Here is a 26,153-nt window from a genome sequence, read left to right on the forward strand (position 1 = left end):
TAAAAGTTTTTGGATTAATTTCTGATGCTTCCTGAACCTACTACTTTTTTGTTGATATCGTTAGGCTTCCCAGAATATTGAATATCCCCGGAACCTGCCACACTTGCCTTCAAATTCCCTCCATCACAGTTTAAACTAATATCTCCAGAACCGGCAACACTAGCCTCTGCATCTACACTGTTTAAGTCTGAAGCGTCGATATCACCGCTGCCCGCTACTTTAAGGCTAACTTTTTGCGTTTTACCCGTTAGTGTAAGGTCTCCTGAACCCGCCAGCGAACCATTAATTTCTTTAGCTTTAATATCTAATACCATATCTCCACTTCCCGCTACCGAGCAGGTAAATACATCTGCTTCAATTGCATCTTTACTTATTATATCGCCAGAACCGGCCATACTTACCTTAGAAATATCTTCAAATGGGATGGTAATTGTAATGCTTTTATTTCTAGAAGTATTTAGATTGTATCCCTCTCGGGTATAAATTTTCAACTTATCACCTTTAACTTCAGTGATTATATATTCTAGTAAATTGTTTTCAGCTTCGACCTTAAGTTTTCCTTCTTTGCCAGATACCAAAAATATATCAAATGAACCCGCAACATTGATCTCATCATAGTCTCCAAGATCCCGGTTATCTGTAACTTGATTTCCATTTCCCTGAATTTTCTTACCACCCCAAAATTGTGCGCTAGAAACTGTAGTTACCAGTAAAATTACCGTTAGTGTTATTAATTTTTTCATTTTTTCTAATATTAGTTTACTTTATAAAAACTTACTCCGCCGTATTCCGAATTTATAACTAGCGAATTTTTTGATGAAGAACTTCCGTAATAGCCTTCGTAATATTTATCTGTTGATTCAACTTGTTTTTTGGTAAACTCAAAAGAATCTTCTCCATTAAGACTAGCATAGTCTAGTTTAATAGTAAATTTAAAAGACGTGTTAGCGTTGTAACCAATTTTTACACCGGCATATTCGGTATTAATACGTACGTTTTCTGAGTTTGCCGTCAACTCTTCAATTTTCAAAGAACCATAATCCATATTAAGATCAAGAGCGCCATTAATTTTACCTAAGCGTACGCTTAGATAATCAGAATTACCTGTAACTGTTCCCACTGTTCGGGCATTTATGCTTCCGTAATCGCAGGTATATTTTAAATTTTTGATTGCTCCAAAACTTGATTTTGTGTAATCTGCATCAAGTACAATTTTATCTGCTTTTTCAAGAGTAAAAGAGCTGTAGTCAGCATTTATTTTTCCGCTTCTTATATATGCAATCGTAGAATTGTTAGTATAATCAAAACTTAAAATATTATTATCTCCCAGTAGTTCACCAATGTCTAAATGACCATAATCACATGAAATCTTAGCTTGACCTTTGAGTCTGTTTAAGGATATTCCACCATAATCATTAGTGAGATCTGCATTGTTAGTAACCGGCATTTTAATTTTGTAATTAATCTCCATATTCACGTTGTTAGATCCCGATATCCAGGAACTCCACCACGAACTATTGCTGTCTGAGATTTCTGTATATGCGGAAACCATACTTGCATCTGCATTGAACTTTACATCGATCTCATTTAATTTTTTAATTACTTTATCTTCATCATTGCCATTGGTTTTAACGGTAACCTCCAGAACTATGCGATTCTCCTCCCAGGTAACCACATCTACGTTACCATAACTATTATTCACTTTTAATAATGCGTCTGAATTAACATTATACTGTTTAGTGATTTTTTTTTCTTTAGAATATCTACCATTAAATTTTTTAGGATCTGTATTTGCGAACGTAGTGGTAGCGGTAAGTAGAAAAAGGAATAAAATTTTATAGTAACTTGTTTTCATAGTCTGTGTTTTTGATTGAATTAATGTCTTCTAGAACAGTGTTCAAAAGATTTATACGTGCTTGAAAATTGGTGATCATCGCATAAATAACTCGTTTATCTTCTCCACTTTTCGCTAAGTCGGCCGTTAATTTGTCATATTCGATTTCAAGGGTTTTCAGTTGTTTTAATGCATCATTTACAAGCTTTTGAGTCTCAGGGGTTCTTGCTTCATTGATGTTGTATAATTCTTCTTCAATAGCTTTAGTAAAAAAGTCTTGAGTTTTTGCCATTTCTGGAGAAACTGCTGCCAGGTCAACATTGCTTTTTGATGCAAATGTGCTGAAACCAGCAAAGACTAAGATTAAAACAGCCGCTGCTGCAGCAAAGGGTTTCCACCAATTAAATCCTAATCTGGTAGTTTGTTTTTCATTATGCTGTTGAAGTTTGGTTATAAATCGTTTCTCGTGATCATTAAGTGGCTCCGCAATATCAAAGCAATTGCGCTGCTCCTCAAACCAGGTGTCTATATTATTTTTCATTGTCATTAATTCTTAATTAAATTGCTCAATTTCTTGCGCAGGCTCTCTTTGGCTCGCGATACTGTTGTTCTGCAATTTGCATAGCTAATATTTAAAATTTCACTCATCTCTTCATAGTCAAAACCTTCAATTAAATTTAAAGTAAGCGCCACACGGTAACTATCTTTGAGTTCATTCATTGTCTGCAGCACACGTTGAACTTCGTAAGCACTCGTATCGCAATCTGCTATCCCTTCATGATCATCTTCCAATTTATAAAGAGTATCATCCAGATCGTCTTCTTTTAATCGTTTGTGTTTGTTGTAACTGCTAATGCTATTGTTTACTACGATACGTTTTAACCAACTTCCAAAAGAGGATTCGGCATTGTAGCTATCCAGTTTTGTAAAGGCGCTTAAAAATGATTCCTGCATAATATCTTCTGCTTCTGCATTATCTTTAACAATGCGTAGCGAAGTATTATACATCGCTTTGTAATAGCGATTATAAACAGCAAGTTGGGCTTGCTGATTACCGCATTTACATTGCTCTAAAAGCAAATCAATAGTATGGTTAGTAGTGTTCAATTGGTTAGTGCTTCAATATAAAGATGAGGTTAATTTATATTTGTTACAGTTGGTTCTAAATTTATTTCATTTAAGATAATAATACGCTGGCACAACAATTGAATTATAACTAGTACAAGAAAGCTTTAGTGTGTTTAATTGGATGCATTACAGCGTTTTAAATCAAATTAAAAAAGTTTACATCAAGCATAATTAATCAATTTTGTGACAATGTGACGTTAAATAATATGGCTAGAACAAAATTTACAAATCTTGACAATCTGTCATTGCAGGATTTTGATGGTGAAGCAGATTTAATCCCATTAATGACTCCTGAAGACGAGGAAGAGATCAATAAAGAAGAATTACCAGAGACGTTGCCTATTTTACCGCTTCGGAATACGGTGTTATTCCCGGGCGTGGTAATTCCTATTACCGCAGGTCGTGATATGTCTATAGATCTTATTAACGAGTCTAATAAAGGTTCTAAGACAATAGGTGTGGTTTCTCAAAAAGATGAGTCTGTAGAGAATCCTACAGCCGATGATATAAATACAACCGGAGTTGTTGCTCGCATTCTTAGAGTGTTAAAAATGCCTGATGGTAATGTTACTGTTATCATACAGGGAAAAAAACGTTTTAATATTGCTGAAGTAATTACTGAAAAACCATATCTGGTAGCAACAGTACGTGAAGTGCCAGAACTTCGTCCAGAAAAAGGTAATGAGGAGTTTAAAGCGATTATAGATTCTATTAAAGAACAGGCTTTACAAATCATTAAGCAGTCGCCTAATATTCCAAGCGAAGCTGGTTTTGCAATTAAGAATATCGAAAGTGAGTCTTTCCTTATCAATTTTGTGAGTTCTAATATGAACTTAACGGTAGAGGAAAAGCAAAAACTTCTGGAAATAGGAGATTTAAAAGAGCGTGCTCTACAGACGTTGCGTCATATGAATACAGAGATGCAGAAACTCGAGCTTAAGAATGATATTCAAAGCCGGGTGCATAACGATATGAGCCAGCAGCAACGTGAGTATTTTCTACATCAGCAAATGAAAACCATTCAGGAAGAACTGGGTGGTGTTTCTCAAGAGGATGAACTTGAAGAAATGCGCGCACGTGGAAAAAAGAAAAAATGGGATGAGAAGATTGCTAAGCACTTTAATAAGGAGCTAGCAAAAATGCAACGAATGAATCCGCAGGTTGCAGAATATAGTATTCAACGTAATTATCTTGATCTCTTCTTAGACCTTCCGTGGAATAAATTCAGCAAAGATAAATTTGATCTTAAACGGGCTAAGCGTATTCTGGACCGAGATCATTATGGTCTAGAGGATGTTAAAACACGTATTATTGAGTATCTGGCGGTACTCAAGCTACGTAATGATATGAAATCTCCTATTTTATGTCTGTATGGACCTCCGGGAGTGGGTAAAACATCATTAGGTAAATCTGTAGCAGAAGCTTTAGGCAGAGAATATGTGCGTATGAGTCTGGGAGGATTGCGTGACGAGGCAGAAATTCGTGGTCACCGTAAAACCTATATCGGTGCAATGCCTGGCCGTATATTGCAAAGTTTAAAAAAAGCAGGTACCAGTAATCCTGTTTTTGTACTGGATGAGGTAGATAAATTAAGTAATAGCAATCAAGGAGATCCTTCTTCGGCATTACTTGAGGTTCTAGATCCAGAGCAGAATGCAGAATTTCATGATAATTTCTTAGAGTTAGGTTTTGATTTGTCTAAAGTGATGTTTATTGCAACCGCAAATAACTTGGGAGCAATACAACCTGCATTACGTGATCGTATGGAAATCATAAATGTTACCGGTTATACTATCGAAGAGAAAGTTGAGATAGGAAAGCGTCATTTATTGCCAAAACAATTAAAAGAACACGGAGTAAAAGAAGATCAGCTAAAGATTGCTAAGCCACAATTAGAAAAAATAGTTGAAGGCTATACGCGTGAATCTGGTGTACGTGGATTAGAAAAACAAATTGCTAAAATGGTGCGTTACGCAGCCAAGAATATAGCAATGGAAGAGGAGTATAAAGTTAAAGTTGATTCTGAAACGATTATTGATGTTTTAGGATCTCCTAAGTTAGAACGTAATAAATACGAGAATAATGATGTGGCCGGAGTGGTTACAGGACTTGCCTGGACACAGGTAGGAGGAGATATCTTATTTATTGAGTCTATTCTTTCAAAAGGAAAAGGAGTTCTTTCAGTTACCGGAAATTTAGGTAAAGTGATGAAAGAAAGTGCGACACTGGCTTTAGAGTACATTAAATCTAATGCAGCTGAGTTGAAACTTGATCCTTCGATTTTTGAGAAATACAATGTGCATATTCACGTACCTGAAGGGGCAACTCCAAAAGATGGACCAAGTGCGGGTATAACAATGCTTACGTCATTAGTTTCTTTATTCACCCAGCGTAAAGTGAAGAAAAGTATCGCTATGACAGGTGAAATTACGCTAAGAGGTAAAGTGCTTCCTGTAGGTGGAATTAAAGAAAAGATACTTGCTGCAAAGCGTGCGCATATTAAAGAGATTATTATGTGTAGTGAGAATGAGCGTGATATTAAAGAGATTAATGAAGATTATCTTAAAGGTCTCACATTTCACTATGTAAATGATATGAGCGAGGTATTGGCTGTGGCTCTTACAAATGAGAAAGTTAAAAATGCAAAAGAATTGTAATATTCTTATAGGTTAGTTTAAAGCCCGTTAGCTGAAAAGTTAGCGGGTTTTTTAATGCCTGATAAATACAGTAATATTGTGGGCTTATAATTTGCTGCCGGTTGATTTTTAGAATGATAAAAACGCTATTATCTTTTTTACTTATTTGTTTTTGCTCAGTTCTGCAGGCGCAATTGGGTGGGCGATCTACTTATCAGTTTCTCAATCTGGTATCATCACCTAAGCAAGCAGCTATGGGTGGTAAAGTAGTTACAGATTATAGTTATGATCCCACTTCAGCATTATTTAATCCTGCATCTATAAACGCAGAAATGGATAATCAGCTTGCGCTCAACTATGTGAATTATCTCGCAGATGTAAACTACGGAAGCGCTAGTTACGCATATCTCTATGATAGACGTACTCAAGTTATTCACGCAGGTGTAACCTATATTAATTACGGAAATTTTGAGGGGTATGATGAGCAAGGTAATGCAACAGCAGACTTCAGTGGGGGAGAGGCTGCTCTTTCATTAGGATACGCATATAACATTCCCTACACAGACTTCTTTGTAGGTGCAAATGCTAAATTGATCTCATCAAAATTAGAGCAATATAGTTCGTTAGGTGGGGCTGTAGATCTTGGTTTTATGTATCTTAATGAAGACTTAAACCTTCACATAGGTGGAGTAATACGTAATTTGGGAACGCAGTTCACCGCCTATGATGCAGTCTATGAAAAGCTTCCGTTAGAAATAGATTTAGGAATTTCTCAGCAGCCGGCTCACGTACCGCTGCGCTGGCATTTTACACTAGAAAATCTACAAAATTGGAATTTAGCGTTTGAAAATCCCAATCGGGCAACAGTAGATCTAGACGGAAATACAATTCCTGAAAAAATCAATTTCTTCGATGAAGCGCTACGACATATGATTATAGGGGCAGAGTTGTTTCCTGATAGTGGTTTTAATATTAGACTCGGATATAATTTGCGCAGAGCTGAAGAATTGCGCATACAAGAACAACGTAGTTTCGCAGGTCTAAGTGCTGGTTTTTCTGTGAAGTTTAATAAATTGCGGCTTAGTTACAGCTATTCCAGATATAATTCTGCAGCCAGTTCTAGCTTTTTTGGATTACATATCGATTTAAGATAAATAACGCATTCTGTTCTCAATAATACATTAGAATTCTAATAGTCAATTTTTAAATTTGAAAAGAATAACAATAGCAATTGATGGCTTTTCATCAACCGGTAAAAGTACAGTAGCAAAAATGCTAGCTAAAGAGTTAGACTATATTTATGTTGATACAGGAGCGATGTATAGAGCCGTCACTTTATTTGCAATGCGACACTTATATATTAAGGAAGGGCATTTTGATAAAGAAGCACTTCTGAGAAATCTATTTAAAGTTTCGGTTAAATTTAAAATGAATCCTTCTACAGGTATTGCAGATGTTTATCTCAATTCTGAAAATGTAGAAAAGGAGATACGTACGTTAGAGGTATCTAACTTTGTAAGTCAAATAGCTGCAATTTCAGAGGTTCGTCATTTACTTGTTGAAAAACAAAAGGAAATGGGCAAAGAAAAAGGCATTGTTATGGACGGCCGCGATATAGGTACTGTGGTTTTTCCTGAAGCAGAATTAAAAGTATTTATGACTGCAAGTGCAGATGAACGTGCACGCCGTCGTTACGAAGAATTAATTGCCAAAGGGGATAATGTAACGTACGAGGCCGTTTTAGAAAATGTGGTGAAGCGTGACGCTTTAGATACGTCCCGAGAAGATTCGCCACTTGTAAAAGCAGATGATGCAATCTTGTTAGACAATACGCATACAAATATTGAAGATCAGTTTCACATTTTACTTCAGCTTTCTAAAGATCGCATTTACGGACGTTGCTAAATGTGCTTTTAAGCTACTAGATGGGATCGATTAAACTTACTAAAAGCTTGTTATACCTAATGGCAGCAGGCGCGGGGCTTGTAGTTGCGAATAACTATTACAATCAACCCCTTCTTAATTTAATTGCAGCAACCTTTGAAGTTTCAGAATCGCAGGTAAGCAGAATTCCTTTAGCTACTCAATTGGGATACGCTTTCGGCTTGTTGTTTATTATTCCACTTGGAGATAAATTTTCAAGAAGAAAAATTATACTATACGACTTTATAGCAATTATCATTTCTTTATTAATTACCGCCATTGCTCCTTCACTTTGGATACTTACTATATCTAGTTTTCTAGTAGGTTTTTCATCTGTGGTTCCTCAATTATTTGTTCCTATGGCAGCAGAGTTAGCCACTGAAGAGAACAGGGGGAAAGTAATTGGGATAGTAATGAGTGGACTTTTAATAGGTATTCTTGGGAGTCGGTTTATTAGTGGTATCGTAGGTGAATATTATGGATGGAGAGTAATGTATTTTCTCGCTGCAGGTATAATGTTGATTTATGTTGCAATCCTATATTTTAAATTACCCAATGTTGCTACAGATTTTAAAGGCACTTATGTGCAATTAATGCGCTCATTAATAAATATTTTAAAGACTAAACCAGAAGTGCGCGTTGCCGCATTACGCGGTGGTTTAGCATTTGCCGGATTTAGTGCCTTCTGGACCACACTCGTTTTTCTCATGGAAACAAACTTTGGGTATGGCAGTGCAGTTTCAGGAATGTTTGGATTGCTGGGAATGATTGGAGCTTTAGGGGCAGCATTTGCCGGAAAACTTAATGATAAGTACAATCAAAATAAATTGGTTTTACTTTTTTCGATATTGCTCATTTTGTCTTGGATAGTGTTTCAGTTTTCAGAGCATTCATTAATAGGAATCGTAATAGGAGTTTTACTTATTGATTTCAGCTTGCAATCACTACACGTTACAAACCAAAATATTATATTCTCAAAAAACCCAGATGCACGTAATCGGGTAAATACCATTTATATGGTGGGCTATTTTATAGGAGGCGCTTTAGGTACAATTGCCGGTGCGTATGCTTGGGAGCACTTTCGGTGGATAGGTGTTGCTACATTGGGTTTAATTTTTTCTGCGCTCATACTCGTTTTTACAACTATACTTAAAAAAGAGTAATCAAAAGTACTTCTTAACCTCTCAAACGCTAAGAGTGTTCTTTTCTCATAAATATATTATAAGATGCACTTAAGGCTTTATTAAAAGGATAAGCCGTACGATGTATGTTTTTTAATTTTATGTAAAATTATATAGGTTTTTCTGCGATACTATTAAAAATCAACGAATCTCCTTAATGCTACAAAAAAGAATAAAATGAGTACTGAGACACTAGATCAACAAAAAAGTAAATCAGATTCTAAACAAGAATATTTAGAAACTATAAATCCGGCAACCGGAAAAAAAATAAACTCTTACAAATTAATGAGCGATTCCGAAGCAAAAGAAGCTGTGGAGGCATCGCACAAAGCGTTTCTAAAGTGGAAAAATGTTTCTTTAGAAGAACGTGCTAAACACATCAAAAATATTGGTAAGAGTTTTGAGAAAAATAAGGATAAGCTTGTAAAATTAATGACTGAGGAAATGGGGAAAATGCTTCCTCAAGGAGTCCAGGAAGTTGATTTATGTATAGGTATATGTGATTATACTGCAGAAAGCGGACCCAAAGAATTACAGGATGAAGAGCGTACCTTACCAGATGGTGGTAAAGGACTTATAACTTACTCGCCATTAGGTGTGATTTATGGGATACAACCCTGGAATTTCCCCACTTATCAGGTGATGCGTTATACAATTGCTAATCTAATGGCAGGTAACAGTATTTTACTTAAACATGCCGAAAATGTCACTGGTTCTGCATTGCTTATAGAGGAGATAATTAAAGAATCGGGACTTCCAGATAATTTATTTACGGTATTACGTATAAGTCATGATCAATCTGACACTATTATAGAGAATGAACATGTACAGGGCGTAACACTTACTGGTAGTAGTGATGCAGGTAAGATTATAGCTGAGAAAGCCGGAAAAGCTCTCAAAAAGACTGTATTAGAATTAGGTTCTAATGATGCATACTTAGTATTAGAAGATGCAGATATTGATACGGCAGTTGAATGGAGTATTAAAGGTAGAATCTATAATAATGGTGAAACCTGTGTAGCTGCAAAGCGTTTTGTAGTAACTGAAAAAGTCTATGACGAATTTAAAAAGAAATTTGTTGAAGGAATGCGCAATTTAAAATTTGGTGATCCTACTGATGAATCTAATGATATTGGCCCAATGGCACGTAAAGATTTACGTGAAAAATTGCACGACCAAGTAGAGGAAAGCGTTGCTAATGGAGCCGAAATTCTTTGTGGAGGTAAAATGCCAGATGGGGATGGATTTTATTATCCCGCTACAATTTTAGGTAATGTTAAACCGGGACAACCGGCTTATGATGATGAATTATTTGGACCTGTAGCATCTCTAATTATGGCTAAAGATAATGATGATGCTATGCGAATTGCTAATGATAGTCGTTTTGGATTGGGTGGAGGTATCTTTTCTAAAGATGAAAAGAAAGCCTTTGAATTAGCTAAGAACCATTTTGACACCGGAATGGTGTTTATAAACAGTTTTGGCTTGGCTCAGCCTAATATGCCATTTGGTGGAGTAAAGAATTCTGGACACGGAAGAGAACATGGTGGTTTTGGATTAAAAGAATTTGTAAATGAAAAAGCGATTATGCGTCTTAACGGATAATTAAATCAGGTTTAGAAATTTTGAAACCCTCTTTGTATTACAGAGAGGGTTTTTTATTTTTATGATTTATCCAGAATCCAATTTTTATAATAGCGCAGCACTTCATAGCTATTTATTTCATTATGCGTTTCGTGTCTGAGATCCTTCCATTCTTTAAATGTAATCTGGTCGTGATGTCTTTTAGCGAGAGTTTCAGAAGCCTTAAAATCTGTGATGGTATCTGCAGTGCCGTGAGCAAGTAAAATTTGTGTTCTAAAATCAAATGAACGGTCGAGCAGATAAACCCCATTATCATTCATTGCAAAATATAAGCGTATAGATGCTGTGTTATGAACTAGCGGATCTTCGAGATAGTTTTTTGCTACAGATTCATCACGGGATAACGACTTGGGATCAAGTTTAGCAGTTTGATTTTTATTGAGGCCAAAACTCAAAAGCATACGACCCAGAACAAGTTCAAAAGCATTGGGCTTTTTTACAAGACTGAGCCAGGGAGATGTTATAATTGCTCCGGCTGGAGGAAGACTTGTAAGCAACAAATATCGTAATACAATACCACCGCCCATGCTATGCCCATATAGAAACACAGGTAAATCTTTATTTTCAAGAACAGCTTTTTCATAAATAAAATCAACAGCTAGAATATAATCTTGAAGCGATTGTACAGTCCCCTTTTTCCCATTCGATCTACCGTGACCCGGTAAGTCAATGCCATAGCAAGAGATATTACTAGTTGTGTATTCGCTAACCACGTGATCATATCTGCCTATATGCTCCCCAAAACCGTGAATTATGCATACCACTGCTCTCGGATTTTGAGTCTTCCAGCTTTTTCCAAATAACTCGTGGCGAGTTGTTTGCCCTTGAAATGTCTCTATGGAAACTTCTTCAAACATATTTTATGATTTAAATATCAAAATAAGAAAACTTTATGTAATTTTGCACACCTTTTGACAATGTAAGGAAGCACAAAAGGACTGCATTATTAGCGTTGCTGGTAGTGTTGAAAAATAATCAAACCTCTTTTATGGTTTTGTGTTGTTTAGCTTCCGCGAAAGCGTAAAATACAAATATTAATCAGCAATGGCTGAAGAAAACCAAAATCCGGAAACTGCTCCTGCAGTTGAAGAAACAAGCACTGCACAAGCAGCGCCTAAGAACCACCAGACTGCTTCTCAAGCAAATCCTGAAAAATTTCTAGAAGAATTTAACTGGCACAACTACGAGGAAGGTATTGACCCAATCGATGAAGACAAGTTAGATGAATTTGAGAAGTTAGTAGCAGAAAATTTTGTAGACACTCTTGATGATGAGGTTGTTGAAGGTACAGTAATCAATATCACAGATCGTGATGCTATTATTGATATCAATGCAAAATCTGAAGGTGTAATCTCACTTAACGAATTTCGTTACAACCCAGATCTTAAAGTAGGAGATAAAGTTGAGGTATTAATTGATGTACGTGAAGACGCTACAGGTCAGTTAGTTCTTTCTCACCGTAAAGCTCGTGTTATTAAGGCTTGGGATCGTGTTAATAAAGCTCACGAAGAAGGTACTATTGTTACTGGTTTTGTAAAGGCTCGTACAAAAGGTGGTATGATCGTAGATGTATTTGGTATTGAAGCTTTCTTACCAGGTTCTCAAATCGATGTTAAGCCTATACGTGATTACGATGCTTATGTGAACAAAACAATGGAATTTAAAGTTGTGAAAATCAACCAAGAATTTAAAAACGTTGTTGTTTCTCATAAAGCACTAATCGAAGCTGATATTGAAGAGCAGAAAAAAGAAATCATTGGGCAGCTTGAAAAAGGTCAGGTACTTGAAGGTACTGTTAAAAACATCACTTCTTACGGAGTATTTGTTGATCTTGGAGGTGTTGATGGATTGGTACACATTACAGATCTTTCTTGGTCTCGTATCAACCACCCGAATGAGATCGTTGATCTTGATCAGAAATTAAACGTTGTTATTCTTGACTTTGATGAGGATAAAACACGTATTCAACTAGGTCTTAAGCAACTTAAGAAGCACCCATGGGATGCTCTAAGTGAAACTTTAAGCATAGGTGATAAAGTAAAAGGTAAAGTAGTTGTAATCGCAGATTACGGTGCTTTTGTTGAAGTAGAAGAAGGAGTAGAAGGTTTAATCCACGTTTCTGAAATGTCTTGGTCTACGCACTTACGTAGCGCTCAAGATTTTGTAAATGTTGGTGATGAAGTAGAAGCTCAAATTCTTACTATGGATCGTGATGAGCGTAAGATGTCTCTTGGTATCAAGCAATTATCTCAAGATCCTTGGACAGATATTACTACTAAGTATCCTGTAGGATCACGTCATACTGGTATTGTACGTAACTTCACTAACTTTGGTGTATTCGTAGAATTAGAAGAAGGTATTGATGGTCTTATTTACATCTCAGATCTTTCTTGGACTAAGAAAATCAAGCATCCTTCAGAATTTACAAACATTGGCGATAAGCTAGAGGTTGTAGTTCTTGAACTAGATGTTGATGGTCGTAAATTAAGTTTAGGTCATAAACAAACAGAAGAAAATCCTTGGGATAAGTACGAAGATGATTTCGCAGTGGGTACAAAACACACTGGTGTAATTAGCGACGTAGTAGACAAAGGAGCAACTATCGAATTTAACGAAGACATCGTGGCATTTGTTCCAGGTCGTCATTTAGAAAAAGAAGATGGTAGCAAATTAGGAAAAGGTGATAGCGCCGAATTCCAGATCATTGAGTTTAATAAAGACTTTAAACGTGTGGTTGCATCGCATACTTCATTGTTTAGAGAAGAGGAAGCTAAGATTGTTAAGCAGGCAGCTAAGAAAGCAGCTGATTCTGCAGCAGCGAGTGCACCTACTTTAGGAGACGCTAATGACGCTCTTGCAGCACTTAAAAAGAAAATGGAAAAAGGTGGTAACTAAGCCCTAACATTTTTTAAAATAGAAAGCTCCTTAACGAAAGTTAAGGAGCTTTTTTTTATCTATATTTTAGAATATAAATTTAGGCTCAATTCAGCATAAAATATCATTCTTAACTCTGAGGAGAATGGCAATTTATTTATGGCATTTTGAGTAATGAAAATTCACAGTATTTGGTTACTTTTGAGATCCTGAATCTATGATTTAAAAGTTCGGTTTGTACATTATTAGCAGATAAACTGAACAGTTTCTACCTTAAGCAAACATCATGAACTATATTCTTTTTGACGGTCCCTCACGTAATAAGCTTTTACCTTTAACATTCACTAAACCTGTAGCAGATTTGCGATTAGGTATTTTAACTATTAGGGGTAAATGGGAGATGCACCTTGGCAACACGACATCAACTGTTACTGAAGAATATTTATCTGAAAAATTCCCTATGGTGGAGTTTGAAGATAATGTGATGATTAACGCTTCTTATTTACCTACAGATGATTTAGTTGAAGCGATTCTGGATCTAAAACCGCTCCAAGCTATTTTTGACGGCGAAGATGTAATAGCCTTTTATACTCAGGACACGCAGGAGGAAATTGATTTTGATGAATACACTCAAATTGAGGTAGGCATGAAAGCCCTGTTTAAAATTGAACACACCTGGGATATTTTCAGTGAAAATCATCGTGCGATCGAGCTTGATTATAAGTTGATAACTCAAGATCGCGAATCTGTGAAAATTCCTAAAAGCGTTCAGGTTATTAATCCTGAAAATATTTTTATTGAAGAAGGAGCAACTCTTAATTTCTGTACGTTAAACGCATCTGAAGGCCCTATTTATATAGGTAAAGATGCAGAGGTTATGGAGGGGGCTCATATACGTGGTCCCTTTGCTTTGTGTGAAGGAGCTACTGTAAAAATGGGTTCAAAAATATACACAGGCACAACAATAGGTCCTTTCTGCAAAGTAGGTGGAGAGATTAATAACGCGGTGTTAATGGCATATTCAAATAAAGGTCACGACGGATTTTTAGGAAATTCTGTCCTAGGAGAATGGTGTAATATCGGTGCAGATTCTAATAATAGTAATCTTAAAAACAACTATGAAGAGGTACGTTTGTGGGATTATGAAACAGAAGGTTTTTCTAAAACAGGACTTCAGTTTTGCGGACTTATAATGGGTGATCATAGTAAATGTGGTATTAATACAATGTTTAATACGGGCACTGTAATCGGTGTAAGTGTAAATATTTTTGGAACCGGGTTTCCGCGTAATTTTGTACCCTCGTTTTCTTGGGGTGGTGCTAGCGGATTTACTACCTATAAAACTGAAAAGGCTTTTCAAACAGCAAAACTCGTGACTGAAAGACGAAATATAGCTTTTGATGAACAAGAGGCTGCAATCCTTCAGCATATATTTGATGAAACTGCAAAGTTTAGGAGGTATTAAAGTCTCCAATTTCAAATGTCTAATCGATTTGAGAACTAATCTAAAGGTAATTTTCTAACACGCTTGAGGACAAGAAAGTCCTGCGGATTTGCAGTGAGTCCAGTGACATTTTTATGAACAAATTTTATAACCTGGTCATAATAAAGCGGAACAAATGGAGCTTTTGATATTAAAATAGAATCCATTCTTTTATAAAGAATTTTTCGTTTTTCAATATCAGAAATTTTGAAACTATCTTCATATAATTTGTCAAATTCAGCACTTTTAAAATGGGTATAATTAGGTCCATTTGGTGTGAAATTCTTGCTGTAATATAGCGATAGATAATTTTCTGCATCTGGGTAGTCTGCAATCCAGCTGGCTCTGAATGAATCCAATTTCCCCGTCGATTTTAATTGTCTAAGAGTTGAGGGTGGCATGACATCAATATTAATTAATAATCCGAGTTTACCTAATTCCCTTTGTATGTATTCGCAAATGTCAAGGTATTGACTATTTGTACCTATTGTGATTGATGGTGAAGTATTGCCACTTTCTTTAATATACTGCTCAATTAACTTTCGAGCTTCAACAGGATCATATTCAAATCCTGATGTTCCATATCCGGGTAGACCAGATGGAATAAAACCTGCATTTGCCGGTGTGCCTATGCCGTTTCTTAAATATTTAATCATTTTTAAACGATCAAAACCAAGATTAACAGCCTTTCTTAGTGCTAAAGAGCGTACTTCATCTTCGTTGCTGGATAAGAAAAAACCTAAGTATTCGGTATTTAAAAACGGACCGGTAATCGTATTTACGTTTTCTTTATATTTTTCTTGAAGTTGGCCTGTTGCAGTAAGTAACTCATCTTTATAGGAAGGATCCAAACTATTTAACATGTCCAGATTGCCCTGAGCAAATTGTAAAAATTCACTTTGTTTATCAGGTAAAAAAGTAATAGCTATAGCTTCTAAGTATGGAAGTTGAATTCCATCTTCATCTTTTTCAAAGTAATTCTCATTTTTTCTGAGAACGAGTTTAACGCCTTCTTCCCATCTTTTAAATTTAAAGGGACCTGTTCCTATAGGATTTGATCTAAATTCAGTGCCAAAGTAATCAACCACTTCATGCGGTACAACAGAGCAATAACGCATTGCTAGTAATCCTAAAAATGCAGGAAATTCTTTTTTAAGAGTAATGACTAAGGTAGAATCATTAACCGCCTTATAGTGCTCTACATTACTTAGAACCCAACTGCCGGGAGAGGCAACTTTAGGGTCTTTTAAACGATTAAAACTATATACGAAGTCAGCAGCTGTCACTGTGCGTGTACTGTCTGCATTTGCAAATTGAGAATGTTTATGAAACCATACATTCTTGCGAAGATTAAAGGTATAGGTTTTTGTGTCATCACTAATTTCCCAACTTTTAGCAATATCTGGTTTGATGTTTAAAGAATCATCTTGCTGTACTAAACCATTAAATAGTTGATTTGTAGGCCAAATAATAGGAGGATTACGGGCAAATGCAGGATCTAATGTTGCTACATTGTAATGCTCATTGTATCTAAACACCTTTAGTTCTTGTGAAGAATTCTCTTTTGAATCACAAGAAATGAAAAACGTACTAAAACTTAATACTAGTAGAAGTGACTTTATAGCTTTGAATATCAATGTAGTAATAGGTAATTAATTTTTGAATGAAAACAATTTTTTTGCAATAAATCAGCATCGTGTTTAGGATCATTTTGATCTAATAAACCTGGAATTGACGCAAAGCTTTAGCAATAAAATTATTGTAGTTAACTTTGCAGTCTTAAACTGGCGCTATATTTTTTCGCGTAAGCGAAAGAAAAGCAAAAGTAACCAATTGTGAAGAAGATTCTAATGAACGAAGCAGGTAAAAAAGTAGCCTTTTATACACTGGGATGTAAGCTTAATTTTTCGGAAACAGCTACCATATCCCGAAGTTTTAAAAGTGAAGGTTTTGAGCGAGTTGATTTTAGTGAATCAGCAGATATTTATGTGATTAATACCTGTAGTGTAACTGAAAATGCAGACAAACGTTTTAAAACAATCGTAAAGCAGGCTCAAAAGATCAATCCCGATGCTTTTGTTGCGGCAGTAGGTTGTTATGCCCAGCTTAAACCCGAAGAGCTTGCAGATGTTGATGGCGTGGATCTTGTTTTAGGAGCCACAGAAAAATTCAAGATAACAGATTACCTAAATGATCTCTCTAAAAATGATATGGGAGAAGTGCACAGCTGTGAGATCGAAGATGCAAATTTTTATGTAGGTTCTTATTCAGTAGGAGATCGCACACGCGCATTTTTAAAAGTGCAGGATGGTTGTGATTACAAATGTACGTATTGCACCATTCCACTTGCTCGTGGTATTTCGCGAAGTGATACTCTTGTTAATGTAATTAAGAATGCACAGGAGATAGCAGCTCAGGATATTAAAGAAATTGTGTTGACGGGTGTAAATATTGGTGACTACGGAAAAGGAGAATTTGGTAATAAAAAGCACGAGCATACTTTTCTGGATCTTGTTAAAGCGTTAGATAATGTAGATGGGATAGAGCGTTTACGCATTTCTAGTATAGAGCCAAATCTTCTTAAAAATGAAACCATAAAGCTTGTCTCTGAGTCAAAATCTTTTGTTCCTCATTTTCACATTCCACTTCAAAGTGGTAATAATGAATTACTAGGTAAAATGAGTCGAAGATATAAGCGGGAACTTTATGCAGATCGTGTATCTGAAATAAAAAAATTAATGCCTAATGCTTGTATAGGCGTAGATGTTATTGTAGGCTTTCCGGGAGAGACAGAAGCTCATTTTCTAGACACCTATACATTTTTAAATGAATTAGACATTTCGTATTTACACGTATTTACGTACTCAGAGCGTGAGAATACTAAGGCGGCAGAAATGGAGCATGCCATACCCTTGAGACAACGAAAAAAACGCAGTAAAATGCTTAGAGGATTATCTGCAAAAAAACGAAGAGCATTTTATGAATCCCAATTAAATACGAGTCATAAGGTGCTCTTTGAAGGAGAGAATAAGCAAGGTTACATTCACGGATTTACTGAAAATTATGTCAAGGTTAAAGCACCTTGGGATCCAGGGCTTGTAAACACTATTCACCACATTACACTTACAGAAATAGATGAAGATGGCTTAGTGCGTTTTGAATATGAAAACGAAAATCTTTTAACAGCATAAAAAAAACCTGCTTTTGCAGGTTTTTTTAATTTTAAAATTTTGAGTCTAGATATTGATTCCGACAGGAAGTAATTTTTTATACTTTCTACGGTTAGACCTCATAAACTTTGCGATCTCAGGGCTTGTAGGGACCAGACTGATGTTGCGATCTTCGACTTCTTTAAAAACAGTAACGATAAAATCATTCATTTTATCTTCAGTTCCTTCCGGCATTTTTATCTTTGTCAGAAAAATTTTTCGATCTTGAAGGGAATATTCAATTTTTGCCATTTTACCATCTATGGTGGCCTCAAATTGTCTTAAAAACTCGTTGTCTGTTAATTCAATCGCTGTCATTACATCCATATAAAATTTGTTTTAAGAAATTACGTTAAACTCGAGAAAGGAATTTGGAATATGTTTAAAACATAAAGTTATGTTAACATATTGTTACAAATATACAAAATTTTTATGGTTTTATTGAGGTTTAACTGTTAAAGCATTAATTCTAAGCTATATGATTCATGTTTATTTAATGCCTGGGATGGCTGCCAATCCTAGTATATTTGAATATTTAAAATTACCTGACACCCAGTTTACCTTACATCCACTATCTTGGAAAATTCCTGAGGCAAATGATACATTAGAAGTCTATGCAAAAAAGATGCTAGAAGAGGTTAAGGAAGATAATCCGGTCCTTATAGGTGTTAGTTTTGGAGGTGTGATTGTTCAGGAAATGGCTAAATATATCACCGCTAAGAAAACGATAATTATAAGCAGCGTAAAAAGTAAAAATGAATTACCAAAGCGGATGCGCTTTAGTAGAGCATTAGGTTTGTATAGGATAGCTCCTGTAAGTCTTGTGCGTAACATAGATACTCTGGCAAACTATGCAATTGGAGATCGACTGAAACATAAAGTTGCTTTATATCAAAAATATCTTTCGATTACTAATCCTATTTATCTCAACTGGGCACTTCAACAAATGTTATGTTGGGAGCAAACTGAGTATAATGAAGATTTAGTACATATACACGGAACTGACGATCCTGTTTTTCAGTATAAATACATAGATAAGTGTATACCGATAAAAGGAGGAACCCACGCAATGATTATTACAAAATGTAAGTGGTTTAACAATAATCTGCCAAAAATTATCGGGAATTAATCGCTAATTTGCAGATCAACTTAAAATTATTCTAGATGGTAAATATAAAATCAATTTTAGCTGGTGTAGGACTGGTGGCGACAACGGCAATTTGCATTCAGGCTGTACAGCAGGAAAGTGCAGATCCTGAGGTTATGAAGGAGGAAAAACTGGTTAATGATTACAATGTTTATGCTATACCATTACCTGATGAAATGGATTTTGCCGGTGAAAAATTAGCTTTAAATGATCCTGACATTCGTGAGCGAATGGATAGAGAATTGCTTGTAAATACCTACTGGCAATCTAATGCACTTTTGTTAATTAAGAGAGCTAACAAGTATTTCCCGATTATCGAACCTATTTTAAAAGAAGAGGGTTTACCAGATGACTTTAAATACTTAGCTGTTATAGAAAGTGGATTAACTCAGGCTGTGTCTCCAGCACGAGCTACAGGTTTTTGGCAAATTCTTAGTTCTACCGGTAAAGAATTAGGTCTGGAGGTAAATGATAATGTTGATGAGCGTTATAATGTAGAATTATCGACTCGTGCTGCTTGTAAATATCTAAAAAACGCTAAAAATAATTTAGGTTCTTGGACATTGGCAGCAGCAGGTTACAACGCCGGGAATGCCGGTATAAGCCGTAGATTGAGAGAGCAAGATGTTCACGATTATTATGATTTGTTGCTAGGAGAGGAAACGGGTAGATATGTTTTTAGAATACTAGCTTTAAAAGAAATCCTATCAGATCCTAAAAAGTATGGTTTGAATTTTACAGATAAAGATCTATATAATAAGGTACCAACATACAAAGTGGAAATAGACACGCCGGTTACAAATTTTGTGAAGTTTGCTCAAGGATATGGTATTAATTATAAAATATTAAAACTGCATAATCCGTGGTTACGTGAAGATCATTTAAACAATAGTTCAGGTAAAAAGTATTACATTGAGATTCCTGAAAAAGGAGCTTATACGTATACAGTAGGGCAGTAGAGAAAAAAGGATAAAAAAAAGGGAACTGAAGAGTTCTCTTTTTTTTATCCTTTTTTCTAAAAATTAGAAGGTAGCCAGAGACTCTGGTAAATCTTTGAGGTTTATATTAAGGTCTATATTAATTGCTGCAATTTGTCTCACAAGAAATCTCATATTCTCATTTAGTGTCTGATTGATACTCGCATTAAGCTTATTTGCAGGTCTTCTTTTGAGGTCGAGAATTTCTCCATTACTTGCGATCACAAAAGATAATGAGAGTCCTAAGGAGTGCTTCAAAAGATTTACAGTTCGCATATGTTTATTCTGAGTTTCATCAACATAAACGACTTGGATGTTTTTATCAAATTGCTTAGATAACTTTTTTACAGTTGATTTATCATCCCAAAATAAAACAACAAAGTCTATCATATCACCATAGCGCGCAGCCATCTTATTTAAAACGGGAATTTCTCCTTCGCTTGGAATACACCAAGAGGCATAGGTAAGTATCAAGGTAGGACGTTCAATATCTTCTGTTGAAGTAAGAAAAGTATTAAGGCTTTCAAATTTTAAGGCATCGATATAGGTGCCTTGTAAATGATCCTTGACGAGAGTATCTAAAAGGGATTTTGCATATGAGAGTTCTCCACGTTCTAAAGCATTATCTACTTTCGTGTTGTATGCGTCTAAATTTAATGTGAGTGCTTCAGAAAACAAAGTCTTATGAGTTTCCTGAGCAGATAAATTAAAGAAAGATACCAGTAAGATAAAGAGTAGTTTTTTTGCCATATACAATCCGTATATAGCGAAGTTAAATCTAGATATAGATATAACGAAAACTTATCGATAAACTGTTAAAATAATCAGGTAACTAACGTAACTTTCTGATAGTGAATAATCGAGCTGAAGATTTCTGAAGTGTGTAGAATAGTGCTATAGATTATCTTCTACCTCTTCCGTATTGTTGTTTTGGCATATTAGCAGCTTGTTTCATCTGCTTCTTCATCATTTTAATTTGCTCATCAAGCATATTGTGCTTGTCAAGTTTTTTAGCTTCAGTAAGAAGTAAATCAGCTTCACGTCTTCGGTTTTTTGTCATTGCAATACCTGCAAGATTTATTTTTGCCATCGCCATATCTGCATCCATACTTAAACCTAATTGAACCGCTTTTTTGAAGTATTTTTCGGCTTGTGTCATATTTGTTTGCGATAACATAAGACCATTTAAGTAGTTATAATAACCATGTTGTTTTCTGGTTAAAGCAGCTTCAGGGTTTTTAATCTTGTCTAGCCATTTTTTCGATCCTTCAAAATCTTGCTTGCGGAGGCGAAGAAATGCTAATATTAGAAATTCATTTTTAAAATAAAGTAAAATAAAAATACCCGATAAAAGTATAAGCATAATACCGTTGCCTATAGATCTATCTATAAATTGCCAGATGGCCAGGCAGAAAATAAGTATAGCAAGAACTAATTTTATATTTTTATTGAACATAATAGTGTTGTTTACCCTGTATTTAACAGGTGAATATACTCGTGTTTTTATGAGCGAGCAAATGTAATAAAAACAATCTAAAAAAAATTATACTTTCCATTTGTTGAAATGGAAAGTGTTTGTATATTTGCGCCCAGCTTTTGAGAAGGTACTTCTTAAAGCATTTTAGTATAGAAAAGTTAAAGGAAGATTAAAGAAGATACACAATGAGCAAAAGAACGTTTCAACCTTCAAAGAGAAAAAGAAAAAATAAACACGGTTTCCGCGAGCGTATGGCTAGTGCAAACGGTCGTAAAGTACTTGCTCGTAGAAGAGCTAAGGGTAGAAAAAAACTATCTGTATCTTCTGAGCTAAGACATAAAAGATAAAAATGGTGAACAACCGTTAATATAATAAGGTGTTACTTTTTTAAGTAACACCTTTTTTTATAAATATGCCTTCCGTAATTTTATATAAAACTCTTAATCTGAGCCAACAATGCCTAAAAACAACAATCTAAAGTCTATTTTAATTATCGGTTCTGGCCCTATCGTTATAGGCCAGGCATGTGAATTTGATTATTCTGGAACACAAGCTTTACGTTCCCTTCGTGAAGATGGAATAGAAACAATTTTAATTAATTCTAATCCTGCAACAATAATGACAGACCCTACAATGGCTGATCATGTTTATTTGTTGCCACTCACCACAAAATCACTGGTAAAAATTTTAAAAGAACATCCTCAAATTGATGCAGTACTTCCTACGATGGGTGGGCAGACCGCATTAAATTTATGTATTGAGGCTGATGAAAAAGGAATTTGGAAAGATTTTGGAGTTGAGTTAATAGGTGTTGATATCGATGCAATTAACATTACTGAAGATCGTGAGAAATTTAGAGAGTTAATGCTAAAAATTGGTGTAGGTATGGCCCCTCAGGCAACTGCTACATCATTTTTAAAAGGAAAAGAAATAGCTCAGGAGTTTGGTTTTCCTCTAGTAATTAGAGCTTCTTATACATTAGGAGGAGCAGGAGCTTCGATTGTTTATAAAGCTGAAGATTTTGATGAGCTTTTAAGCCGCGGTCTTGAGATTTCGCCCATTCACGAGGTGATGATCGACAAGGCTCTTATGGGTTGGAAAGAATATGAGTTAGAGTTACTGCGTGACAAAAATGATAATGTCGTAATTATATGTGCTATAGAAAATATGGATCCTATGGGTATTCATACTGGAGATTCTATAACAGTTGCGCCGGCAATGACTTTGAGTGATACCACGTATCAGAAAATGCGTGATATGGCAATACATATGATGCGCTCGATAGGTGATTTTGCAGGTGGTTGTAATGTACAATTTGCTGTAAGTCCTGACGATAAAGAAGACATAATTGCAATTGAAATTAATCCTCGTGTTTCTAGATCTTCGGCATTGGCATCTAAAGCAACAGGATATCCTATTGCAAAAATTGCATCTAAGTTAGCAATAGGTTACAATCTAGACGAATTACAGAATCAAATTACAAAATCTACATCAGCTTTATTTGAGCCTACGCTAGACTATGTAATTGTAAAAATCCCTCGTTGGAACTTTGATAAATTTGAAGGAAGTGACCGTACTTTAGGTCTACAGATGAAGTCTGTAGGTGAAGTTATGGGTATAGGTCGCTCATTTCAAGAAGCACTACATAAAGCAACTCAATCACTTGAAATAAAGAGAAATGGTCTGGGTGCAGATGGCAAAGGGTATACTAATTATGACGAAATAATAGAAAAGCTTACCTATCCTAGTTGGGATCGCGTATTTGTTATTTATGATGCAATTCAAATGGGAATCCCATTAAGTCGTATTCACGAGATAACGAAAATTGATATGTGGTTTTTAAAGCAGTTTGAAGAAATGGACGCTTTAGAAAAGGAGATAGGTGAATTTAAGATAGATACCTTAACGAGAGATTTATTGCTTGAAGCAAAGCAGAAAGGTTTTGCAGATCGTCAAATCGCGCATATGCTTGATTGCTTAGAAAGCCAAGTAACAACTAAGCGTGATGAATTAAAAATTAACCGTGTTTACAAACTCGTAGATACGTGTGCGGCAGAGTTTGTTGCACAGACACCTTATTTCTATTCCACTTTTGAAAATGATATGCAATTAGCCTCTGGCGAAAGATTTGCAGATAACGAAAGTGTAGTAACAGAAAAGAAAAAAGTAGTTGTATTAGGCTCTGGACCTAACCGCATAGGACAAGGAATAGAATTCGATTATTGCTGTGTTCACGGAGTTCTTGCAGCTTCAGAATGTGGGTATGAGACAATAATGATAAACTGTAATCCCGAAACGGTATCTACAGATTTTGATATTGCAGATAAATTATATTTTGAACCTGTATTCTGGGAGCATATATATGATATAATTCGTCACGAGAACCCGGTGGGTGTAATTGTTCAATTGGGTGGTCAAACTGCTCTTAAATTAGCTGAAAAATTAGACCGCTACGGAATTAAGATCATCGGTACTAGTTATAAAGCTCTTGATTTAGCTGAGGATCGCGGTAGTTTTTCTCGATTACTTAAAGAAAATAATATTCCTTATCCAGAATTTGATGTTGCTGAAACTGCAGAAGAAGCTCTTGCTGTAGCAGACAAATTAGATTTTCCAATATTGGTAAGACCTTCCTATGTGTTAGGTGGACAAGGGATGAAGATTGTTATAAATAAAGACGAATTAGAAGAGACTGTTGTTGATTTACTTCGTAAAATACCTAATAATAAACTGTTGTTAGATCATTATCTTGATGGAGCAATAGAGGCTGAAGCTGATGCTATTTGTGACGGTGAGAATGTTTACATTATAGGGATTATGGAGCACATAGAGCCTTGCGGAATTCACTCGGGAGATTCTAATGCAACCTTGCCTCCGTTTAACTTAGGAGATCTTGTATTGCAACAGATAAAAGATCATACCCATAAAATTGCTCTGGCATTAAACACTGTAGGATTAATTAATATACAGTTTGCCATTAAAGACGATATGGTTTATATAATAGAAGCAAATCCTAGAGCATCAAGAACGGTTCCTTTTATTGCAAAAGCATACGGAGAGCCTTATGTAAATTATGCTACTAAGGTTATGCTCGGCGAAAAGAAAGTAACCGATTTTAATTTTAATCCAAAATTAGAAGGTTATGCTATAAAGCAACCGGTATTCTCGTTCAATAAGTTTCATAATGTAAATAAAAAACTAGGGCCTGAAATGAAAAGTACAGGTGAAAGTATCTTATTTATAGACAGTTTGAAGGACGATGCATTTTATGAGCTTTATGCGAGAAGAAAAATGTACCTAAGTAGATAAATTTTTTGCAACAATTAATTGTGGCCAACGTCATTAAGTAAAGATTATTATAATTATGGCACAATATTAGTATTTAATATGTGAAAGTTATTTAACTTTACAATGACCTCAAACACAGTAATATGGCATGAAATTTACCTGGTTATACATATTTATTTTCATTGTTGCAACATCTATTAGTGCCCAAGAAACTCATATAATAGATTGGAAATCTGGTTCTAAGTCGCTTCAATCTACATTAGAAGTTGAAGTAGGAGATACCGTACAATGGGTTTTTGGGGAGAGTTTACCACAGAATGTTATTAATACATCTTTTGGCACTCCCTCATCCTTTGGGCTACGTAAATTTCAAACTAAAGGCAGTATATATGAATACGTTTTTGACAAGAAAGGTATTTATACATTCGAAAGTAGTTCTAAGAAAGGTTTGAAAGGTGCTATTAAAGTGACCGATTCCAAATCTTTTTTTACTAAAGATAAAGAAGGTTATAAAATTTATCCTAATCCGGTAAAGGATAGAATATTTTTTGAAAACCCTGCTGAATCAGATCCTTTAGAGATTACGTTTTATGATGTATTAGGTAAACAGGTGAAACGAAATTTAATGAGTTCGTCAATGGCTCAAAACGGAATGGACGTTAGCGAATTAAAACGTGGAGTTTATTTGGTGCAAATAGATAATGGTATACGTTCATTTACACAGAAGCTTGTAAAGAACTAAGAAATATAAAAAGCAAAAAAAAGCGAACCAATTGGTTCGCTTTTTTTTTGCCTAGTACTGAAGCTCAACTTTATGAGAGTTTCGAAGAATTTCTAGATCTTCATTACGAAGTTCTGTATTAAAAGAAGTTTCTTCACGATGGCTTTTTTTCATCTCCTGTCGTCTTAGACTTTTCAAGAATCGACGTACTTCTTGTTCCGTTTTTAAAACAAGTCCAGGTACCGGCATACTTTCTCCTTTGTCATTCTTTGCTACCATTGTAAAATAACTGGAGTTGCAATGTTTAATAATTCCGCTATGAATATCTTCAGATTCAACACGTATACCTACAACCATCGAAGTACGTCCTACAAAATTCACAGAAGCTTTCATAACAACCAGCTCACCAACTTCTATAGGTTTTAAAAAATCTACTGTATCTACTGATGCAGTTACACAATAATTTCCAGAGTGTTTAGAAGCGCACGCAAATGCAATCTGATCCATTAGTGATAAGATATAACCTCCGTGAATTTTACCACTAAAATTAGTGTGTGATGGTAACATAAGTTCACTTATAGTTACCTGAGATTGTTCAATTTTCTTAAACGTGTTCAATTTTAATAATTTT

The 26,153-nt window shown here is 35.3% G+C and carries 23 protein-coding genes; 13 read left to right on the top strand and 10 right to left on the bottom strand.

Features of this window, described 5'->3' with window-relative positions:
- Positions 1-14 precede the first annotated feature (14 nt).
- From ABVM53_RS12485 to ABVM53_RS12500, 4 genes are read right to left on the bottom strand one after another with little or no spacing between them, the layout of a single operon-like run.
- On the bottom strand, positions 15-743 hold the full coding sequence (locus ABVM53_RS12485) for a head GIN domain-containing protein (protein ID WP_405326546.1): 729 nt from the start codon (positions 741-743) through the stop codon (positions 15-17).
- Between the two features lie 11 nt (positions 744-754).
- Entirely contained in the window at positions 755-1,855 is a 1,101-nt protein-coding gene (locus ABVM53_RS12490) for a hypothetical protein (protein ID WP_405326549.1), read from the bottom strand.
- Positions 1,836-2,375: a hypothetical protein gene (locus tag ABVM53_RS12495; RefSeq protein WP_405326551.1), complete on the bottom strand. Its 540-nt coding sequence runs from the start codon at positions 2,373-2,375 to the stop codon at positions 1,836-1,838. The genes ABVM53_RS12490 and ABVM53_RS12495 overlap by 20 nt, the downstream gene beginning before the upstream one ends.
- Before the next feature lie 5 nt (positions 2,376-2,380).
- A complete protein-coding gene (locus tag ABVM53_RS12500; protein ID WP_371456218.1) occupies positions 2,381-2,941 on the bottom strand; it encodes an RNA polymerase sigma factor in 561 nt (186 codons plus the stop codon).
- Positions 2,942-3,168: 227 nt separating this feature from the next.
- Here ABVM53_RS12500 and lon point away from each other — a divergent pair, with 227 nt between their 5' ends.
- The 5 genes from lon to ABVM53_RS12525 all read left to right on the top strand — a co-directional run bounded on the left by lon (position 3,169) and on the right by ABVM53_RS12525 (position 10,307).
- Positions 3,169-5,619: an endopeptidase La gene (lon, locus tag ABVM53_RS12505; RefSeq protein ID WP_405326555.1), complete on the top strand. Its 2,451-nt coding sequence runs from the start codon at positions 3,169-3,171 to the stop codon at positions 5,617-5,619.
- A 113-nt stretch (positions 5,620-5,732) separates the two neighbouring features.
- Entirely contained in the window at positions 5,733-6,752 is a 1,020-nt protein-coding gene (gene porQ, locus ABVM53_RS12510) for a type IX secretion system protein PorQ (protein WP_405326558.1), read from the top strand.
- A gap of 55 nt (positions 6,753-6,807) precedes the next feature.
- Positions 6,808-7,503 (top strand): (d)CMP kinase, encoded by a 696-nt coding sequence (gene cmk / locus ABVM53_RS12515; RefSeq protein WP_405326561.1) that lies wholly within the window; start codon positions 6,808-6,810, stop codon positions 7,501-7,503.
- 20 nt (positions 7,504-7,523) lie between these two features.
- Positions 7,524-8,684, top strand: coding sequence for an MFS transporter (locus ABVM53_RS12520; RefSeq protein ID WP_405326563.1), 1,161 nt, complete (start codon positions 7,524-7,526; stop codon positions 8,682-8,684).
- A 195-nt stretch (positions 8,685-8,879) separates the two neighbouring features.
- On the top strand, positions 8,880-10,307 hold the full coding sequence (locus ABVM53_RS12525; RefSeq protein ID WP_405326566.1) for an NAD-dependent succinate-semialdehyde dehydrogenase: 1,428 nt from the start codon (positions 8,880-8,882) through the stop codon (positions 10,305-10,307).
- Between the two features lie 59 nt (positions 10,308-10,366).
- On the opposite strand, the gene ABVM53_RS12530 is transcribed toward ABVM53_RS12525, so the two are convergent.
- Positions 10,367-11,203 carry an alpha/beta hydrolase gene (locus tag ABVM53_RS12530; protein ID WP_405326569.1) on the bottom strand — a complete coding sequence of 279 codons (837 nt, stop codon included), beginning with the start codon at positions 11,201-11,203 and terminating at the stop codon, positions 10,367-10,369.
- Positions 11,204-11,390: 187 nt separating this feature from the next.
- Between ABVM53_RS12530 and rpsA the strand changes: the two genes are divergently transcribed.
- Both rpsA and ABVM53_RS12540 read left to right on the top strand, forming a co-directional pair.
- Entirely contained in the window at positions 11,391-13,241 is a 1,851-nt protein-coding gene (gene rpsA / locus ABVM53_RS12535; protein ID WP_128757301.1) for a 30S ribosomal protein S1, read from the top strand.
- Positions 13,242-13,506: 265 nt separating this feature from the next.
- A complete protein-coding gene (locus tag ABVM53_RS12540; RefSeq protein WP_405326572.1) occupies positions 13,507-14,685 on the top strand; it encodes a GlmU family protein in 1,179 nt (392 codons plus the stop codon).
- A 35-nt stretch (positions 14,686-14,720) separates the two neighbouring features.
- Here ABVM53_RS12540 and ABVM53_RS12545 read toward each other — a convergent pair whose 3' ends face one another.
- Positions 14,721-16,340 carry an ABC transporter substrate-binding protein gene (locus tag ABVM53_RS12545; RefSeq protein ID WP_405326575.1) on the bottom strand — a complete coding sequence of 540 codons (1,620 nt, stop codon included), beginning with the start codon at positions 16,338-16,340 and terminating at the stop codon, positions 14,721-14,723.
- Positions 16,341-16,553: 213 nt separating this feature from the next.
- On the opposite strand from ABVM53_RS12545, the gene mtaB reads away from it, so the two are divergent.
- Positions 16,554-17,894 carry a tRNA (N(6)-L-threonylcarbamoyladenosine(37)-C(2))-methylthiotransferase MtaB gene (gene mtaB / locus ABVM53_RS12550; RefSeq protein ID WP_405330870.1) on the top strand — a complete coding sequence of 447 codons (1,341 nt, stop codon included), beginning with the start codon at positions 16,554-16,556 and terminating at the stop codon, positions 17,892-17,894.
- A gap of 45 nt (positions 17,895-17,939) precedes the next feature.
- Here mtaB and ABVM53_RS12555 read toward each other — a convergent pair whose 3' ends face one another.
- Positions 17,940-18,239 carry a GNAT family N-acetyltransferase gene (locus ABVM53_RS12555; protein ID WP_128757298.1) on the bottom strand — a complete coding sequence of 100 codons (300 nt, stop codon included), beginning with the start codon at positions 18,237-18,239 and terminating at the stop codon, positions 17,940-17,942.
- A gap of 151 nt (positions 18,240-18,390) precedes the next feature.
- Between ABVM53_RS12555 and ABVM53_RS12560 the strand changes: the two genes are divergently transcribed.
- Together ABVM53_RS12560 and ABVM53_RS12565 are read left to right on the top strand one after the other, a co-directional pair.
- Positions 18,391-19,041: an alpha/beta hydrolase gene (locus ABVM53_RS12560; protein ID WP_405326579.1), complete on the top strand. Its 651-nt coding sequence runs from the start codon at positions 18,391-18,393 to the stop codon at positions 19,039-19,041.
- Positions 19,042-19,076: 35 nt separating this feature from the next.
- On the top strand, positions 19,077-20,018 hold the full coding sequence (locus tag ABVM53_RS12565) for a transglycosylase SLT domain-containing protein (protein ID WP_405326582.1): 942 nt from the start codon (positions 19,077-19,079) through the stop codon (positions 20,016-20,018).
- 63 nt (positions 20,019-20,081) lie between these two features.
- On the opposite strand, the gene ABVM53_RS12570 is transcribed toward ABVM53_RS12565, so the two are convergent.
- Both ABVM53_RS12570 and ABVM53_RS12575 read right to left on the bottom strand, forming a co-directional pair.
- Complete coding sequence (locus ABVM53_RS12570) at positions 20,082-20,786, bottom strand: TlpA family protein disulfide reductase (RefSeq protein WP_405326585.1); 705 nt, start codon at positions 20,784-20,786, stop codon at positions 20,082-20,084.
- 151 nt (positions 20,787-20,937) lie between these two features.
- A complete protein-coding gene (locus tag ABVM53_RS12575) occupies positions 20,938-21,492 on the bottom strand; it encodes a DUF2892 domain-containing protein (protein WP_128757294.1) in 555 nt (184 codons plus the stop codon).
- Positions 21,493-21,698: 206 nt separating this feature from the next.
- On the opposite strand from ABVM53_RS12575, the gene rpmH reads away from it, so the two are divergent.
- The 3 genes from rpmH to ABVM53_RS12590 all read left to right on the top strand — a co-directional run bounded on the left by rpmH (position 21,699) and on the right by ABVM53_RS12590 (position 25,543).
- The gene (gene rpmH / locus ABVM53_RS12580; RefSeq protein WP_028374856.1) at positions 21,699-21,860 is read left to right on the top strand and encodes a 50S ribosomal protein L34; all 162 of its coding nucleotides are present in this window, start codon (positions 21,699-21,701) and stop codon (positions 21,858-21,860) included.
- 109 nt (positions 21,861-21,969) lie between these two features.
- On the top strand, positions 21,970-24,822 hold the full coding sequence (gene carB / locus ABVM53_RS12585; protein WP_405326590.1) for a carbamoyl-phosphate synthase large subunit: 2,853 nt from the start codon (positions 21,970-21,972) through the stop codon (positions 24,820-24,822).
- A gap of 127 nt (positions 24,823-24,949) precedes the next feature.
- The gene (locus tag ABVM53_RS12590; RefSeq protein ID WP_405326593.1) at positions 24,950-25,543 is read left to right on the top strand and encodes a T9SS type A sorting domain-containing protein; all 594 of its coding nucleotides are present in this window, start codon (positions 24,950-24,952) and stop codon (positions 25,541-25,543) included.
- A 51-nt stretch (positions 25,544-25,594) separates the two neighbouring features.
- Here ABVM53_RS12590 and ABVM53_RS12595 read toward each other — a convergent pair whose 3' ends face one another.
- Positions 25,595-26,089 (bottom strand): acyl-CoA thioesterase, encoded by a 495-nt coding sequence (locus ABVM53_RS12595; protein ID WP_371456824.1) that lies wholly within the window; start codon positions 26,087-26,089, stop codon positions 25,595-25,597.
- Positions 26,090-26,153 lie beyond the last annotated feature (64 nt).

Source organism: Leeuwenhoekiella sp. LLG6367-2.1, from assembly GCF_045055775.1.
In the GTDB taxonomy this organism is placed as follows: domain Bacteria; phylum Bacteroidota; class Bacteroidia; order Flavobacteriales; family Flavobacteriaceae; genus Leeuwenhoekiella; species Leeuwenhoekiella aequorea.